Consider the following 16,831-nt stretch of genomic DNA (forward strand, 5'->3'; position numbering starts at 1 on the left):
AAATGTGAATGCAAAAGATTTAGGGATTCGTTTCGGTGTTTCGTAGATAGATTATATGATCTGTTACTGAGAATGAGGTGAAGACGGGGTGAAGTAATAAGGCGTCTTCTTCAATTTGCAGATCAAAATTGTTGGTTTCGGGTCCGCGAAGGAAGATTATGTGTTTTGTGTGGGTAGGGATTTTAACGCTTGTGTTGGCCGGACCTTCAGGCGAAATTGATATGCCGGGTTTTACTATGTCTTCCAATCGGATCAACAATGTATCGCCGGTCTGAAATGTGCTTCTGAGAATTCCATAATTGCCATACGGGTATGTTTTTGTGGTTTCAATATGTAGGTAAATACCTTCTTCATCGGCAGGTATCGAGTCGGTCGATGAGGTCTGCTCTGTCAGCGTTATCGTTATGTCAGACATTAATGCCTGGGGGGTGATGTATTTCGCAAACAGATCATCTGTTTCATCCTGACTGCATGCCGTGAATAAAACCGATAAAATGGTCAATATGTAGAATAAACGACTTTTCATATACTATTGTATATATATAAGACGTAATTGAGGGTAAAATGTTGCATTAAAGAGTAAGTTTTTTTTCACTGCTGCTTTTTATTTTCGTTTAACAACGCAGCGTTTTTTCCAATAACCGGTTTTGTAATAAATAAAGGTAATGGTGAATGCAATCACAATACTTAATCCGATGGCCCACCAGATACCGATACGTCCGAATGTTTCGCCTAAATAGTAAGCAAGTGGGATTCGGATTAGCCAAAGGGAGAATAGGCTAACCATCATCGTGAAGAAAGTATCCCCGGCTCCACGAAGAGCGCCATTATAGATGTTTAATGCTCCGTGGAATACAAGGAAACCGGCTGTGATTACTAAGAATTCCCGGCCTATCTGTATTACCTGACGGTCATTGGTGAAGGCTTGCATAATAACATCTCCCCAGAACCATAAAACCGTAAACATCACCAAGCTGAAACAAACATTTATATAGAGGGAGAAGCGCAATCCTCTTCTTACACGATTGAATTTCCCGGCACCTATATTTTGTCCGGCAAAGGCCGCTAAAGCACCGGAGAGTGTAAGTATAGCTTGTGTAATAATGGTGTCTATTTTTCCTGCTGCCCCATAGGCCGTCAGCGTATCTGTACCGAAACTATTTACAATGCTAAGTAAAGCGATGAGGCCAAGAGCAATCGCGCATTGTTGTATGCTGGTTGGCAGTCCGATTTTTAACCCCTCCTTGAATAACTTCATATTGAACAGCAGGTCTTTTTTCTTTATAGAGAGTAGAGGGTGCGTGTTGTTTACATAGATAAGCGCAATACACATTCCGACTCCTTGAGCAATTACTGTCGCTCTGGCTGCACCTTCAATACCCCATTTAAGGATGAGGATGAAAACGAGGTCGAGCGCGATGTTTAGCATAGTGGTAATCAAAATAAAAATCATAGGTTTGATCGATTCGCCTATGCCGCGAAGTATGGAAATGATGCTGTTAAATGTAACAAATAGAAACGTACCTCCCACATAAATTTTAAAATAGGCTACCGCTTGTGGTATAACGTCTTCCGGAGTATTGGTCAGCCGGAAGATCGGTTCTGCGAAAATAATCCCGCCAATAGATAATACAATGCCAATGCCCAACATGAAAATAAAGAAAGACGAAAAAGCACCCTGCACCTTATCATATTCGCGTGCTCCGAAATACTGTGAAACTACAACCGAAGTACCGCTACCTATCCCGATCACCAATGAAATTATGAAGTAATAAATAAAAAAAGATGCCGAAATTGCAGCAAGTGCCTCTTTGCCAAGAAACTGCCCCACGATGATGCTGTCCGTTATCGTGTATGTCTGTTGTAATATGTTACCTATTAATAGCGGGATGGCAAATCGCAGGATTACTTTCCATTCTTTGCCTTGAGTAAGGTCGTTATGTCCATTCTTCTTTTTAGAATTCTCCGCCATGTCGATAAATCAAATGTCTTTCAAAAGAATAGACGAATTCTCTTTCATCATGTCTGCTCTGGTCTTTAAAAGCGCTTCCCATTCTTTTTTGAGTAGCTCAGACGTGTCGATCTTGAAATTTTCGGATCCACGTTCGTCTATTTTAGAGAAAAGCAAACCGATACTCAGTTGGTTGATGTCTAATGCCGGTTGATAATGAACAACACGATCGTCGTCTCCGTAACGGGTTTCCGCGATAATATTCAGCTCGTTCAGCAGGTATAAGATTTCAGTTGTAATTCGAATGGGTATGCGGTAAGTCTCAGATATTTCATCCGCTGTATAAGGCTTTTCCCCTTTTGCAAAACGCTTGGCTATTAAGGAAGCGATGAGTAATGTGAGAAAGTCTTTGTACCGGCGCGTAATATGTTTGCTGTCCCGGTCGAAACTGAATTTGTTTACATTTTGTGAAGCATAAGAAATCTCCGCACCGAAGAGACAGATCAGCCAGGAGAGTTGTAGCCAAAGTAATAATAACGGTAAGGCGGCAAAACTACCATAAATTGCATTGTATTTACTTACCCAAATCTGACCATTTATATAGAGGTATTGAAACAGCTGAAAAGCTGTGCCTGCTAAAACGGCAGCGAGCAAACCATTTATAAAACGTACTTTCGTGTTTGGAAGAAGCAGATATAAAACGGTAAATGCCAGAATTGTCATAACAAAAGGCGAGATGTTGAGAATAAACTCGACAACAGGAGTGAAAAATACATACTGATTCAGAAAAGTACCCCTCAACGTAGAAAGAAAGATCGATATACCACTCGATGCGGTTATCAGTATAGGTAATAAAAGGAATAGCCCCATATAATCCATGATCTTGCGCGTCCAAGACCGGGCTTTTTGTATTTGCCAGATATTATTGAACGTATCTTCAATGGATGAAATAAGATTAATAACGGTGTAGAATAATAAGATCAGACCGACACCGATGATTATCCCTCCTTGTGCTTGTGCCAAATAGCTTTCTACATACTCGAAAGCCTTACTCAGTTCCAGTTCGTGACCGGGAAAGAAAACAAACAGTTGTTGCCTTACCGCCCCCTGAAAACCAAAACCCTTAGCAATACCCACAAGAACGGCTAATAGCGGTACGATAGCAAGCAATGTGCTGTAGGTGAGTGCTGAGGCTTTTGTTTGTAGCTCCTGACTTTGAAATCCCCTTACTGCCAGAATAACGGTTTTAATCGTGTTTATATAAATCTCCTTCAGGCCGCTTACTTCGTGTTCTGTTATCCTCCAGATATCGTAAGAGACAAACCGGATCAGTCTGGAAAAGAAATTTCCTATCCGTTCTATAATTGTTTTCTTATGACTATCCTCTGTTTGCATAAGCTGAATTTTAAAAATATAACAGTCTGCCTGTAAGCCGGGTTCTGTGCTTCGCGCTTTATTAAGAGCGGAAGTGTCTGTCATTTATCTAATCTTATTGTCGCCAATAAGCTCAAGCGGTCTACCCCCCGGCATCGGGCGGACAGCCCTACATGCGCCGGTATACATGACCTTACAACCCATAAGGCGTACGGCATCTCGTATTGCTACGAAACCCGGTAGGCTCTTACCCTGCCTTTTCACCCTTACCGAACGAATCCGGCGGTACTTTTCTGTTACGCTTCTCTACCCTCACGAATAGCTTCCCGTTAGGAAGTATGGTGTCCTTTGTTGCCCGGACGTTCCTCTTGCCCGAAAGCAAGCGACAGACCGGCAGACTGTATCTGACAAAGATAATATAAAAAAACCGGCTGCAAAGAAATGTATCCCTAACGAAACACTACTATTTGTTATCCATGCTGACGAAGAGAAGCAATTTGTAAGTTGTTGATAAACGTTTATGACTTATCAATCGCCCTTGTTCGCGCTCATTTCAGCCTGTGTGCGCTTTATATGTATGAACCAATATAAACAACCGATTAAAACCCCTCCACCAATCAGATTGCCTATTGTAGACGGAATCAGATTCTGAAGAATAAACGTGGTCCAGGAAATATCGGCTCCGGAATAGATTGCTGCCGGAATAAAAAACATATTTGCGATAGAGTGCTCATAGCCTAACGTAACAAAAATCATGATGGGGGTCCATATTCCAATGTATTTCCCAATTACATCATTGGACGCGCACCCCAGCCAAACTCCCAGACAGACCAACCAGTTTGCGCCTATACCTTTAATTACTACCGTGAGGAAATCTTGGTTCACTTTGTTCTCGGCTAAATGAAACAAATAGCTTTGCCAGGGATCTTTATCAAGCAACCCTACATGATTAGACAGTAAAAAGGCGATAAATTGCGTACCCACAAAATTTAAAACGTAAGAGAGAAAAAGGTATTTCAAAAAGGTGCCAACACGGATCTGTTTCCTTAAAAGCGGGATGGTCAACGTAGCGCAATTACTTGTAAAAAGATCAGACCCTGTAAAAATGATCATGATTAATCCCACGGGAAAAAGTGCGCCGGCGGCAAACTTGATCAAACCTATACTGTCCGTACTCATACCCCCGGCCACCACAACACTCAGTAAGCTCCCTAATGCGATAAACGCACCACCTTGTATAGATAAGAACACAAAGGTAGATAACGGGTATTTCGTTTTTTGCAATCCAGCGTCACTGAATAGCAAAGTTGTTTTCCGGGGCGAATTATAATTCTCCATTATTTTTTTTAACCGCAAAGGTATATGTTTATCACTAAAGAATAAATAGCCCTTTTAATCAATGTAATATTGTCTGGAAATATTAATTGAGTGAGTTTTCTCATTAATTTGTATTAATGAATATTTATTGATTGCTCAGAGCCAAATGAGTTATATACTAAAATTTCACTTTTTGCTGTAAAATTTCAGCAAATGGAAATCTGGTTAATTTACTTTCTATCCATGAAAGAAAATCAAAAGTTTTTAGTAGTAGTCGTTCATATTTGCTATTCTCTATTTTTTCGATTTCTTTTCTGTATTTTCGCCATAGCTTCATTCGAGTCTTTTCATATGAGGGTAAAGGATAGTCCTGTACAAACCGGAAGATGAGTTTTTCTGTCATGTAAACTTGTTTTTCATATCGGATATTTCGTTTGATTGCGCTGATCTCATTTTCTAAGAAATCATAATTGCCTAACTCTGCTTGCAAGACAAGATTAACCAAACGAGCTGTTTTGTACGAAGGAAGTGTGTGAAATAGCTTGCCTGAATAGAATATTTTCCGCATATATTTTTTTGCAATAACTAATTCATGTGAACATAAATAGAGTATAGTTGCATTAAGATACAATTTGAGCTGATCTTCTAATCCCATTAAATTGATCTTCTTAAAGAGGTTATTATCGTATTCAATCATCAGTTCTTTTGCTGAATCGAAAGCACCGGTATTTAATTGTCGGTAAGATTCATATAAATAGAACGATGAACGAACTTTCAGTATAAATTCGCTTGGATAGTCTTGTTGTTCGAGGTTTTTTAATCTCATCAGAAAAATTGACATTTCATGATATAATCCCGCAATGCTCAGACTATCTAAAACGCCATGAATAGCTCTGAGGTAATAAATAGGAGGGTTAAGAAGCAAATGAGGATTGTCATCAAAGAGAGAAAGTAGATCATGATAATGCCGTGTTGCTAACTTATAATTACCTGAATTCAAATAATAGGTAGCTTGAAACAATAAATGAAGCTTGTTGGCTTCAAAACCTTTGTAAGAACTGTTCGCGATCAAATGCAGTTCACTTAAGACTAAATCATTCAAGTCTTCTTTTTGTTTGTCGGAACGAGCATATCCTTTATGTGTTAGACGGTGTCTTAAAATATCGTAAAGTTGCATGTGCATATTGATATTTTTAGTGTATTTCATAATCTCATTGATTTTTAATTGCTTTTTGATCAGCTCTCGTTCAGTTACTCCTTTAAAATCAAGGGCGCTTAAATAGAGAAGTTCAATTCTTCGGATTAGCTGCTGAAGCAAGTCACTTTCGAAGTCGGACGCCAATCGTTTGGCTTTACTTAGTTCTGTTAGTGCATCGTCATACAGTTCTCTTTCGAATAAAATATCAGACATCGTTATTTTGTTGAATATATCTGTTTGTACATTTTGATTTTTACGCAATTTTAGTAAAGTTTCCACAATAAGACGGTATAAATGTTTAGCTGCCATTTCAAAGCTGTTTTTGCCAAATGATTCAATAAATCGAGTGTAAACCTCTTCGGGAGAGTCGTGTTTTTCAAATAAACTAAACAATCCCATATATACTTTATTACCACATTGAAGATTCGCTTGTAGACTTAAATGACGCTTTTCTGCTTTAGAGAGTGTTCGTATTAAGATATGTAATGATTCGATTTTTGACATGATATTGTAATATATTGATTATGTGTGGTGTATGTTTCTTTGAGGTAGGTGTTTGGATGTTTTGGGTTTATCCAAACAGTCTTATTTTTGTACTTTTTTGCGTATTATATCTGTTAATTTTGTGTTGTCGACAAACTAGAACAAGAGTGTAAACATAAAAAATAGAATTAACGTGAAGAAACTACATCAGTCAAAAATACTAGTGGTAGGTAGCAGTAATACCGATATGGTGATTAAAACCAAACATCTTCCTCGTCCAGGAGAAACCGTTCTTGGAGGAACTTTTTTTATGAATCCCGGAGGAAAAGGGGCTAATCAGGCTGTTTCTGTAGCTCGTTTAGGAGGGCAGGTTTCTTTTGTCTGTAAAACCGGGAATGATATTTTCGGTCATCAATCTCAACAACTGTTTGAAGAGGAAGGTATTGACACTTCTTATGTCTTTTCAGACAACAAGAGCCCTTCTGGTGTAGCTTTGATTACTGTTGATGAACAGGCTGAAAATTGTATTGTTGTTGCTTCAGGAGCTAACGCAAATCTTCTTCCAGTCGATTTGGCGTCGATAGAGACTTTCATAGATAAATTCGATATTGTATTAATGCAATTGGAGATACCAATGGATACCGTTGAATATGTAGCAGAACTTGCTTACAAAAAAAATAAGAAAGTAATCTTGAATCCAGCTCCGGCCCATCATCTCTCTTCTTCTTTACTGAAACATCTGTATATTATCACTCCAAACGAAACAGAGGCTGAAATGATATCGGGTGTAAAAATTATAAATCAAGAAACTGCGGAAAGAGCTGCAAAAGTAATAATAGAGATGGGAGTGCAAAACGTTATAATTTCTTTAGGATCAAAAGGTGCTTTAGCTTATTGTAAGTCAGAACAGAAGTTGATACCGGCTTTTAAAGTTGAAGCAGTAGATACTACAGCAGCTGGAGACATTTTCAATGGTGCTTTAGCATTGGCATTGTCTGAAGGACGTTCAATTGTAGAGTCTGTGCAATTTGCTTGTAAGGCTTCCGCAATATCAGTAACAAGAGTGGGTGCACAAGCATCTGCTCCTTATCGTAATGAAGTAGATGTTTTTACTAAATAAATATATAGTTATGAAAAAAATCGCATTGTTAATTATTCTACAAGCAGTAACATTGTTAAGTATTGGTTGTACGATGAGTGTCTCTGAAAAACAAAAGAGTATGCCTTCTGAAGTTGTAATGACAAAGGAGAAGTTAATGGACAAAATAAAAGGAGGCTGGGCTGGACAAACGATTGGTTGTACATATGGGGGTCCTACCGAATTTCAATTTAATGGAACTATGATCCAGGACTATGTGCCAATTGAATGGCCGGAAGGATACATAAAATGGTATTATGAGAATGTTCCAGGTTTGTATGATGATGTCTATATGGATTTGACATTTGTAGATGTTTTCGAACGTTTGGGGTTGGATGCGCCTGTAGATTCATTTGCAATAGCTTTTGCCACGGCCGAATATGTATTGTGGCATGCTAATCAGGCTGCACGTTATAATATTTTGCAAGGGATAATGCCGCCCTCTTCTGGGCATTGGCTGAATAATCCTCATGCCGATGATATAGATTACCAGATTGAGGCGGATTACGCAGGGATTATGTCGCCAGGAATGCCAAACACGGCATCAGATATTTCAGACAAAATAGGGCATATAATGAATTATGGTGATGGTTGGTATGGTGGTGTTTATGTTGGTGCTATGTATTCACTAGCCTTTGTTTCCGATGATATTGAATTTGTTGTGACGGAAGCGTTGAAAACTATACCGGAACAAAGTACATATTATAAATGTATGAAAGATGTGATTGACTGGTATAAACGATATCCGAATGATTGGAAGCAAACTTGGGCAGAATGCGAGAAAAAATGGAGCTCTGATATTGGATGTCCTGATGGTGTATTTGTTCCATTCAATATTGACGCAGTCATAAATAGTGCTTATATTATTATTGGATTGTTGTATGGGGAAGGCGATTTTTATAAGACAATTGATATTGCGACCCGTTGCGGACAAGATTCTGATTGTAATCCAGCTTCGGCTGGAGGTATTTTAGGAACAATGATTGGATACAGTAAAATACCAGAATATTGGATGAAAAATCTTTATGAGGTGGAAGATATGGATTTTGCCTATACAACTATTTCATTGAATAAAGCATATCAGATGAGCTATAATCAGGCTCTGAAACTGATTGAGCGTAACGGAGGAATGGTTAAAGCTAGTGACGTTTCAATCAAATATCAACAACCAAAACCGGTACGTTTTGAAAAAGCATTTGAAGGACATTATCCTATAGATAAGATTAAAGTCAATAAACAGATTAATGAAGTAAATGAAATCTCTTTTGAAGGTATTGGAATCGTTTTTAGAGGGATGGTTCGTTCTAAAGATGAAAACTATGTCGCAAAAGCTGAGATGTATATTGATGGTAAGCTTGTTGAAACGGCAAATCTTCCGGCTTCTTATATAACCCGTCGACATGAATTGTTCTGGAAGTATCAGCTCCCGAAAGGCAAACATGTAGTCACGTTCAAATGGTTAAATCCGGCAGATGGAGTAACCGTAAAATTTGAAGACGCCTTAATCTATTCGGATATGCCTCATCAGATAAGGCACCAGTAAATTCTTTATGTGTAAAATATATCTCTTAAAAATAATACTATTATGTTTATTGTCTATAATTATCCGCTAGCTATTTTCTTTTGTTTTGTCACAATGCTTTGCTGGGGATCTTGGGGAAATACGCAAAAACTTGCGGCAAAAACTTGGAGATATGAATTTTTCTACTGGGATTATGTGATAGGCGTCTTGTTGTTTTCTATAATCTCAGCCTTTACATTAGGTAGCATCGGATCAGAGGGACGCAGTTTTCTTGCTGATCTAGCACAGGCCGATTGGATTAATTTGGGAAGTGCTTTCCTTGGAGGCATCATATTCAATGCGTCTAATATTCTCTTGTCGGCAGCAATAGCCATTTGTGGTTTGTCTGTCGCTTTTCCGTTAGGTGTCGGAATAGCATTGGTGCTTGGCGTATTGGTAAACTATTTTGGTGCTGCCAAAGGCGAGCCTTTGTTTATTATTACTGGTGTTTTACTAATTACTATAGCGATCATTTTGAATGGGCTTGCTTATAAAAAGGCTTTAGTTGGGACAAAAAAAGTTTCTGCAAAAGGGATTCTTGTCGCTGTTTCTGCTGGTGTGATCATGTCTTTCTTTTATCGTTTTATAGCAGCCTCTATGGATCTTACTAATTTTACAAATCCGGCTGCAGGGAAACTAACTCCCTACACTGCTGTATTCATTTTTTCCGTAGGAGTTTTTATCAGTAATTTTGTGTTTAATACAATTGCTATGAGGAAACCTGTAGAAGGAGAACCTGTCTCTATTAAAGGCTACTTTATGGGTAAATCTGTTACTCATATGGTGGGAATTTTGGGAGGTATCATCTGGTGCGTAGGACAATCATTTAGTATGATAGCTTCTGAAAAAGCCGGCGCCGCTATTTCATATGGTCTGGGACAAGGTGCTACCTTAATCTCTGCACTTTGGGGGATTTTAATCTGGAAAGAATTTAAAAATGCTCCCATAGAATCAAATTATCTTAATATAGGAATGTTTGTCCTGTTTATCATTGGACTTGGCTTTCTGATTTACGCAGGAGCCTGATTTAATTTATATTTTGATGACTTTTGTTGGTTATGTTTTTTAGTCAACATAAGGGAGTATTGTGTCTTTTTATTACTAATCTTAATAATGCGAATTATGAAAACTTGCGTATTACGGAAAGTACCGGAATCGGTATTTTTAAAGATTTTGGTATTTTGTGTTTTTTCTTGGTTATCTATAGGGATATGTGCAGCAGATATTACTTCTTCGCTATTTACGCAGCAAAACAGACCGATTGAAGGTGTTGTTAAAGACTCAAAAGGCGAAGTTATTATAGGTGCTAATGTTTCTGTAAAAGGAACTACTATTGGAACAATTACAGATATTGATGGACATTTTGTGTTAAGTATACCTGCAAATGCGACTTTGTTAGTATCTTATATTGGATATATTACATTGGAGGTTGCTTCTGGTTACAATTCCAGTCTGTCAATAACATTGCTGGAAGATACACAGGCTCTGGAGGAGGTAGTTGTGGTCGGATATGGTGTCCAGCGTAAACTGAGTGTTACTAACGCAATAAGCAGCGTAGGGGCTGATGATATTTCCGAACGTAATGCAACAAATACCAATCAGGCATTGCAAGGAAAACTTCCTGGGTTGACTATTATAGATAGAGGTGGTGCTCCTGGCGCGGAAGAACTAACTATGCGTATCCGAGGAGTAACTTCTTTGAATGATAATAATCCGTTGGTGTTAATAGATGGAGTTCCCGGAAATTTATCGCAAGTAAATCCTATTGATATAGAGTCTGTTTCGGTTTTAAAGGATGCAGCCTCATCTGCAATATATGGATCAAGGGCTGCTGCTGGAGTAGTTTTAGTTACAACAAAAGCTCCTAAAGAAGGACGGCTTTCAATTACATATAATGGATATTTGGGGTTTGCTCGCTCTAACAATCTTCCGGAACACATGGATGCTGTAACTTATATGAAACATCAGAATGCAGCGTATATGAATACGTATGGGTATAAATTTTATACAGATGAATATATTCAACAATGGCCTGCTAATCATGCAAAAGAACCTGAAAGGTATCCGGAACCGAATACTTGGGCTGATGCAATGTTCAAAACAGCACCGCAGCATAGTCATACATTAACATTGGGAGGAGGAAATGAAAAAATCACTAATAGAATTTCTGTTAGATATATGGATCAAGAAGGCGTTCTTCCTAATTATGAGTTCAATATTACGGAGTTTAGAGCAAGGAATGATTTTAAAATAAGTAGAAAGTTAACACTGGGTTCTAATGTTAATATCCGTTTTTCTGAACGTCAGGGGCCTTATAATGAATGGGAATCATATAATCGGATGTGGCAAAATAGCCAATGGGGAGTTCCTGTATACAATGATGGTTCATATGGATTATCCGTTGATAGTTATAGTCCGCTTATAAATGCGAAAGAGAGAGGGCTTTCGACTTCAAAGAGAACGAATATTACAGGTATTTTTAGAGGTGAATATGAACTCTTTGATTGGCTGAAAATTATTGCGCAATACTCTACTCAGCATTATTTTAGCAATCGTACATCATTTGAAAATAAATATGACTTTACAGACAAATTTTATCCTGAAAGAAGGAACTTTAACACTATCAATAGGATGACGGATAGAAGAGACTGGTCACGGGAAAATCAAATTGATATGCAACTGGTGTTTGATAAAAAAATTGCGAAACATAATGTCAGTGGAATCTTAGGTTATTCTGAAATAGATTACGTAGGAAATAATCTGGAAGGATATAGGCAAAATTTTCATAATAATGATTTGCAATCTCTTTCCATGGGAGCAAATGATGCGACAAGAAATGGTACCGGAGGATATTCTGAATGGGGATTACGTTCGTATTTTGCTCGTGTTAATTATGAATATGATAGTAAATATCTTTTGGAAATGAATGCAAGGTATGATGGCTCTTCCAGATTTTCAAAAGGGCATCAATATGGGTTTTTTCCTTCTTTTTCTGTTGGATGGCGAATTTCAAGTGAGAGTTTTTGGGATCCATTAAAAGAAATAGTCAATGAACTTAAATTTAGAGGCTCATGGGGAGAGGTTGGTAGTCAACAGGTGGGATTATACTCTTTTATGAAAACCTATAATCAGAATAATTATATATTTAATGAACAACTGGCTACCGGTTATCGAATTGTAAATTTGGCAAGTGAAAAAATTTCTTGGGAAACAACTGCTCAGACTAATTTTGGATTGGATAGTTATCTGTTTGATAGTAAAGTGAATTTTTCTTTAGATTATTATAAAAAAAGGACTGAAGATATTCTGCTTAGCGCACCTATTCCTACAGTTATGGGACTTAATCCTACAAACACTAATGCGGGGATTGTAGAGAATCGAGGGTGGGAGTTTATAATTGGAACTCGTCAGGATTTTGGCGACTTTAATGTGGCGATAACTCTTAATGCAAATTACAATAAAAACGAAGTTATAAGTCTAGCTGGTACTGGTCCTCATATATCTGCTTTTGGAAATAGTGACTATCGAACGATAACAACAGAAGGTCAACCTATTAATTCTTTCTATGGATTTGTAACAGATGGTTTTTTTCAGACACAGGAAGAGGTTGATAATTATGCCAAATGGGATGGGTCTGTGGGGCCAGGAGACATTAAGTATGTTGATCAAAATAATGACGGTGAACTTACGCCTGAAGACTTTGTCATTTTTGGAAACGAAATGCCTGACTGGACATTTTCTTCGAATATGTCTGTTTCGTGGAAAAACCTGAGATTGGATTTGTTTTGGCAAGGTGTGGCTGGCTCAGATAAACTTATGACCGGTGCAATTTTAGAACATGGAATCTGGGGAGGTTTTACTCATAAAGTATGGGCTGATTATTGGACGCCTGAAAATCGTCAGGCTAAATATCCTAGACCAACTAAATATACAATGAAAAATGCACAGATTTCTGATTTTTCAATGCTTAATGGGAATTATATACGATTGAAAAATATCAGACTTTCTTATGATATTCCGAAAGAGTGGTGTGCGAAATTCAAAATAAATGCAGTTAATGTATATATGTCAGCAACAAACTTATTTACATTCTCAGCTTTAAATAAATATAATATTGACCCGGAAATGATAGAGAGAGGTCAAGAATCAAGTTTTCCGCAAACTTCAGTAACTACTATAGGTCTCAATATTAACTTCTAAAAATAAAAAGATGAAAGCTCTAAAAATAATAATATACATTAGCTTTTTAGCAGTAATGTTTGCCTCTTGTGCTGATTTGAATCCATTGCCCAAAGACAGATTGGCAAGTGAACTTTTTTGGAAAACTACAGATGATGCAATTTTTGCTTCTAATGGTGTTTATTCAATACTTGGCGGACAATGGAGGTACACTTCTATGGATGCATATTCTGATATTTCTCACTTTGTTTTACAATGGAGAGCAGAGTCTCAGATGGAGAAACATACATTTGACGCTAGTAGTAATGTTGTGGCTGATGAATGGAGCCATTATTATCGGATTGTTCAAGCAGCAAATACATTTCTTGAAAATGTTGATTTGGTTGAAGAACTGGAAGTAGATCTTAAAAGTCGGCTGATTGCAGAAGTAAAGACATTGCGTGCATTCGCTTATATCAATTTAGTAATGTTTTACGGAGATGTTCCTTTGTTAATAACAAACCCGGATATTCAGGAGGCGAAATCGATAACCAGAACTTCAGCAAATGAGATATGGAATTTTATATCTGAAGAGTTATCTTCATCCTCAGTCAATCTACCAATCGAGCAAATTGAGCGAGGTAGAGTAACCAAGGGAGTGGCGTTAGGTTTGAAAGCTAGAGCTATGTTGTATGCAGGAAGGTATCAGGAGGCTAAGCTTGCCGCTAAAGCTGTAATGGATATGGAGGCATACAAAATATATGAGTCGTATGCTAAACTTTTTGATTACGAAGGAGAAACCGCATCGGAGATAATGTTTGCAAGACAATATGCAAAGAATTTGAATGCACATGAGATTTTTAATTTTTATGTACCTAACAGTCTATATACCCAACGATGTCAGGCTGTTCCGACAAAAAAACTTGTTGATGCTTATTTGATGAAAACAACAGGATTGCCCATTGAAAATCCTGCAAGTGGATTTGATCCAAAAAATCCATATACAAATAGGGATCCTCGGTTAAATCATACTGTTTATGTGAGTGGAGATAAGTTACCCGATGGGATGATTCTTAATACTTTGCCAGGGAATGGATCAGGTGATGATATTTCTATATCGGCAGAGAATGTAACACCTACAGGTTGGTATTTTAAAAAATATGTTAATGATGCTGATTATGTAGACCCTTATAACTGTGGTGTTAATCTTGTTTATTTACGATATGCTGAAATTCTATTGACTTATGCCGAAGCAAGTGTTGAACTTGGAGAGATTAATCAATCAGTGTTAAATGCACTAAATGAAATAAGAAAACGTCCGGATGTTAATATGCCTGAAGTAACAACATTGGATCAGACAGAGTTAAGGGAAATTATCCGAAGGGAGAGGATGGTAGAGTTGGCGATGGAAGGGCACCGTCTTTTTGATATTAGAAGGTGGCGTATTGGTGAAGAAGTGATTCCAGGGACAGTAAAAGGAATGACTTATGAAAATTCAGGTGGCGTTTTAGTAACAGTTGAACTATCTGGCTATGTTAAAGAATTTAAGAAAGACAGACATTATTTATGGCCCATTCCTTTTAGGGAGATAGATTTAAATCCTAATCTGATACAAAATACTGGTTATTAGTCAAATTAAGAAGAAATGTGAATAGATTGTTGTCTGTTGCTTTTCTGATGCTATTCATTGTAGATAGTTTGTGCTCAGAAATCAACTCAAGAAGCATTAGGTATTAATTATATAGCCTACCGGCCACATTAAACATAAAAATAATTTGTGGTCGGTAGGTTTTATAATTAATACTTAATTGTTGGAGTATTAAAAAAATCCTAACTTTTAATAATAACCTTCATTTTGTTCTTCGCTTATTTCACCTGCAGGACTAAGCCTGTCTATATGTTTTTGTGGAATTGGACGAAGTTTGTGATAAGGTTTTATGAAAATCGCATCCGGGTTGTGTTTTTTTACCCAGTCATATAAAAGCTCACAACGTACTAAATCTTCCCAACGATTGGTTTCACCTAATAATTCGCGACCACGTTCATCAAGAATGAATGAAATGAAGTCATTGCTTAAGTTAGCTGGTGTAACCATTAGTTTATCATATGTGCTTTCTGTATCATTTTTTCCTCCTTCAAACATCCATATTTGTTGATCTTTTTGCTCTCCATTAGCCCATGCTGCGCGTTTGCGAACAACGTTTATATATTGAGCTGCTTTGTCAAAGTCATTTTTTCGACCTGCAGCTTCTGCAGCTATCAGGTAAGTTTCTCCTAAACGCATACGAACCCACTCCCGAGAGCCCTTTTCTTCTGATACGGATGGTCTGGAGGGATCAAGATATTTTATTAATGATGGGAAATAGCGGATTGAATGTGTTTCACGCGGAAAATAAGCGTATTTATAATTCGCACGTAGTTTACGCATTTCGTTTGTGTTTGTTTCTAAACCAACTTTCTGCATGGTGTAATAGATAGCTGTGTCACCCAAATCAAATTTTTGTTTGCCTTGGACCTGTCCTTTAGAAGGATCAGGTGTGAAATAGACTGTTCCGTCAAAAGATAATTGCTCCCATTTAGGCAAAGTTTTCGCATTGTTTGCAAAATAAACCCATTTGAAACTTTTATAAAAACGAGAGTCATTCAGGCGATCATATAGATTCTCCATTGTCTTTTTTGTGGCTACATGACGACGGAAGGGACGTCCGTTTTCAATATCCCGTAACATACCTGCCTGATCTTCATACCAAGATAACCAATAGAGATGTTGTTTATTTCCATCCCCATTATATATTGGTGATATTGTAAATTGAATTGCAAAAATATTTTCTGAATTCCCTTGGTTTTTAATATCCCATAATGATGAAAAATTTTCCTGAAGCTTATAATATCCGCTATTGATTACTTTTTCTGCATAAAACAATGTGCTATCTATATCTGTCGATTTCTGTCCACGATCTTCTGTTACCGCACTACCACGCGTCAGATACACTTTAGATAGCAAATGTGATGCGGAGAAGCAAGTTGCTCGTCCTGCATTTGACGCCTTTTCCGGCAAATACTCAACAGAATTACGTAAATCGCTGATGATTTGATTATAAATCTCCGGGATTGCAGTGCGTTTAAAGTCTGTGCGGATTTCGAAACTACCCTCAGTGACTAAAGGAATGCGCCCAAATTGTTGTACCAAATCAAAATAAAGGAAAGCACGGATAAACTGCATCTCGGCATAGCCTTTATTCTTGATATTTTCTTGTAAATCGGAATCAAGAATTTTCTGCATAGCAATATTGGCATCACTGATACCTTTATAGTGATTTTCCCACATACTATATAAAATACCTTCATCCGGATTTAGTTGTGTTGCATATTTATTGTATGATTCGCGATAACTTCCGTCTTCTCCCTCTGTGAAAAGATCAGTACCATGTTCTGTCAGAACATCAAAGCGTTCACCACCTACACCCCAACGAAGAAAACCATAGGCTGCTGTGATTGCAGCGTCAACGCCTTGTTCTGTTTCATAATAATCATATGACATTATGGGGGCATCATCTTCGCTTAGCCAACTGCTACACCCCGAGGTCGTTAATATTACGCCGGCTAATAAATAATAATATATTGTTTTCATTTTTACTTTTATTTATCAGA

At 37.6% G+C, this 16,831-nt stretch carries 11 protein-coding genes and 1 other RNA gene; 5 read left to right on the forward strand and 7 right to left on the reverse strand.

What is annotated here, in order from left to right:
• Nucleotides 1–19: 19 nt before the first annotated feature.
• The 6 genes from B9Y81_RS14695 to B9Y81_RS14720 all read right to left on the reverse strand — a co-directional run bounded on the left by B9Y81_RS14695 (nt 20) and on the right by B9Y81_RS14720 (nt 6,344).
• A complete protein-coding gene (locus B9Y81_RS14695; RefSeq protein ID WP_085537649.1) occupies nt 20–526 on the reverse strand; it encodes a hypothetical protein in 507 nt (168 codons plus the stop codon).
• Between the two features lie 78 nt (nt 527–604).
• Entirely contained in the window at nt 605–1,972 is a 1,368-nt protein-coding gene (locus tag B9Y81_RS14700; RefSeq protein ID WP_085537650.1) for an MATE family efflux transporter, read from the reverse strand.
• Between the two features lie 9 nt (nt 1,973–1,981).
• Complete coding sequence (locus tag B9Y81_RS14705) at nt 1,982–3,346, reverse strand: YihY/virulence factor BrkB family protein (RefSeq protein ID WP_085537804.1); 1,365 nt, start codon at nt 3,344–3,346, stop codon at nt 1,982–1,984.
• 17 nt (nt 3,347–3,363) lie between these two features.
• Nucleotides 3,364–3,727, reverse strand: an RNA gene (gene rnpB, locus B9Y81_RS14710) — RNase P RNA component class A.
• Nucleotides 3,728–3,853: 126 nt separating this feature from the next.
• Nucleotides 3,854–4,663 (reverse strand): formate/nitrite transporter family protein, encoded by an 810-nt coding sequence (locus B9Y81_RS14715; protein WP_085537651.1) that lies wholly within the window; start codon nt 4,661–4,663, stop codon nt 3,854–3,856.
• A gap of 157 nt (nt 4,664–4,820) precedes the next feature.
• Nucleotides 4,821–6,344, reverse strand: coding sequence for a hypothetical protein (locus B9Y81_RS14720; RefSeq protein WP_085537652.1), 1,524 nt, complete (start codon nt 6,342–6,344; stop codon nt 4,821–4,823).
• A 166-nt stretch (nt 6,345–6,510) separates the two neighbouring features.
• Here B9Y81_RS14720 and rbsK point away from each other — a divergent pair, with 166 nt between their 5' ends.
• From rbsK to B9Y81_RS14745, 5 genes are all read left to right on the forward strand, one after another.
• Nucleotides 6,511–7,443, forward strand: a complete 933-nt coding sequence (gene rbsK, locus B9Y81_RS14725) for a ribokinase (RefSeq protein WP_085537653.1) — start codon at nt 6,511–6,513, stop codon at nt 7,441–7,443.
• Nucleotides 7,444–7,453: 10 nt separating this feature from the next.
• Nucleotides 7,454–9,004 carry an ADP-ribosylglycohydrolase family protein gene (locus B9Y81_RS14730; protein ID WP_085537805.1) on the forward strand — a complete coding sequence of 517 codons (1,551 nt, stop codon included), beginning with the start codon at nt 7,454–7,456 and terminating at the stop codon, nt 9,002–9,004.
• A 42-nt stretch (nt 9,005–9,046) separates the two neighbouring features.
• Complete coding sequence (locus tag B9Y81_RS14735) at nt 9,047–10,048, forward strand: GRP family sugar transporter (protein ID WP_085537654.1); 1,002 nt, start codon at nt 9,047–9,049, stop codon at nt 10,046–10,048.
• Nucleotides 10,049–10,144: 96 nt separating this feature from the next.
• The gene (locus B9Y81_RS14740) at nt 10,145–13,222 is read left to right on the forward strand and encodes a SusC/RagA family TonB-linked outer membrane protein (RefSeq protein ID WP_176221502.1); all 3,078 of its coding nucleotides are present in this window, start codon (nt 10,145–10,147) and stop codon (nt 13,220–13,222) included.
• A gap of 10 nt (nt 13,223–13,232) precedes the next feature.
• Nucleotides 13,233–14,810, forward strand: a complete 1,578-nt coding sequence (locus B9Y81_RS14745) for a RagB/SusD family nutrient uptake outer membrane protein (RefSeq protein ID WP_085537656.1) — start codon at nt 13,233–13,235, stop codon at nt 14,808–14,810.
• A gap of 207 nt (nt 14,811–15,017) precedes the next feature.
• Here B9Y81_RS14745 and B9Y81_RS14750 read toward each other — a convergent pair whose 3' ends face one another.
• A complete protein-coding gene (locus tag B9Y81_RS14750; RefSeq protein WP_085537657.1) occupies nt 15,018–16,811 on the reverse strand; it encodes a RagB/SusD family nutrient uptake outer membrane protein in 1,794 nt (597 codons plus the stop codon).
• Between the last annotated feature and the right edge of the window lie 20 nt (nt 16,812–16,831).

This window comes from Massilibacteroides vaginae (genome assembly GCF_900178525.1).
Classification (GTDB): Bacteria; Bacteroidota; Bacteroidia; order Bacteroidales; family Tannerellaceae; genus Massilibacteroides; species Massilibacteroides vaginae.

Bases quoted from the DNA above. Each gene is read 5' to 3' on its own strand.
- B9Y81_RS14730 (WP_085537805.1), top strand. From the start codon at position 7,454: ATGAAAAAAATCGCATTGTTAATTATTCTACAAGCAGTAACATTGTTA.
- B9Y81_RS14715 (WP_085537651.1), bottom strand. From the start codon at position 4,663: ATGGAGAATTATAATTCGCCCCGGAAAACAACTTTGCTATTCAGTGAC.
- B9Y81_RS14720 (WP_085537652.1), bottom strand. From the start codon at position 6,344: ATGTCAAAAATCGAATCATTACATATCTTAATACGAACACTCTCTAAA.
- B9Y81_RS14740 (WP_176221502.1), top strand. From the start codon at position 10,145: ATGAAAACTTGCGTATTACGGAAAGTACCGGAATCGGTATTTTTAAAG.
- B9Y81_RS14700 (WP_085537650.1), bottom strand. From the start codon at position 1,972: ATGGCGGAGAATTCTAAAAAGAAGAATGGACATAACGACCTTACTCAA.
- B9Y81_RS14705 (WP_085537804.1), bottom strand. From the start codon at position 3,346: ATGCAAACAGAGGATAGTCATAAGAAAACAATTATAGAACGGATAGGA.
- B9Y81_RS14745 (WP_085537656.1), top strand. From the start codon at position 13,233: ATGAAAGCTCTAAAAATAATAATATACATTAGCTTTTTAGCAGTAATG.
- B9Y81_RS14735 (WP_085537654.1), top strand. From the start codon at position 9,047: ATGTTTATTGTCTATAATTATCCGCTAGCTATTTTCTTTTGTTTTGTC.
- B9Y81_RS14750 (WP_085537657.1), bottom strand. From the start codon at position 16,811: ATGAAAACAATATATTATTATTTATTAGCCGGCGTAATATTAACGACC.
- B9Y81_RS14695 (WP_085537649.1), bottom strand. From the start codon at position 526: ATGAAAAGTCGTTTATTCTACATATTGACCATTTTATCGGTTTTATTC.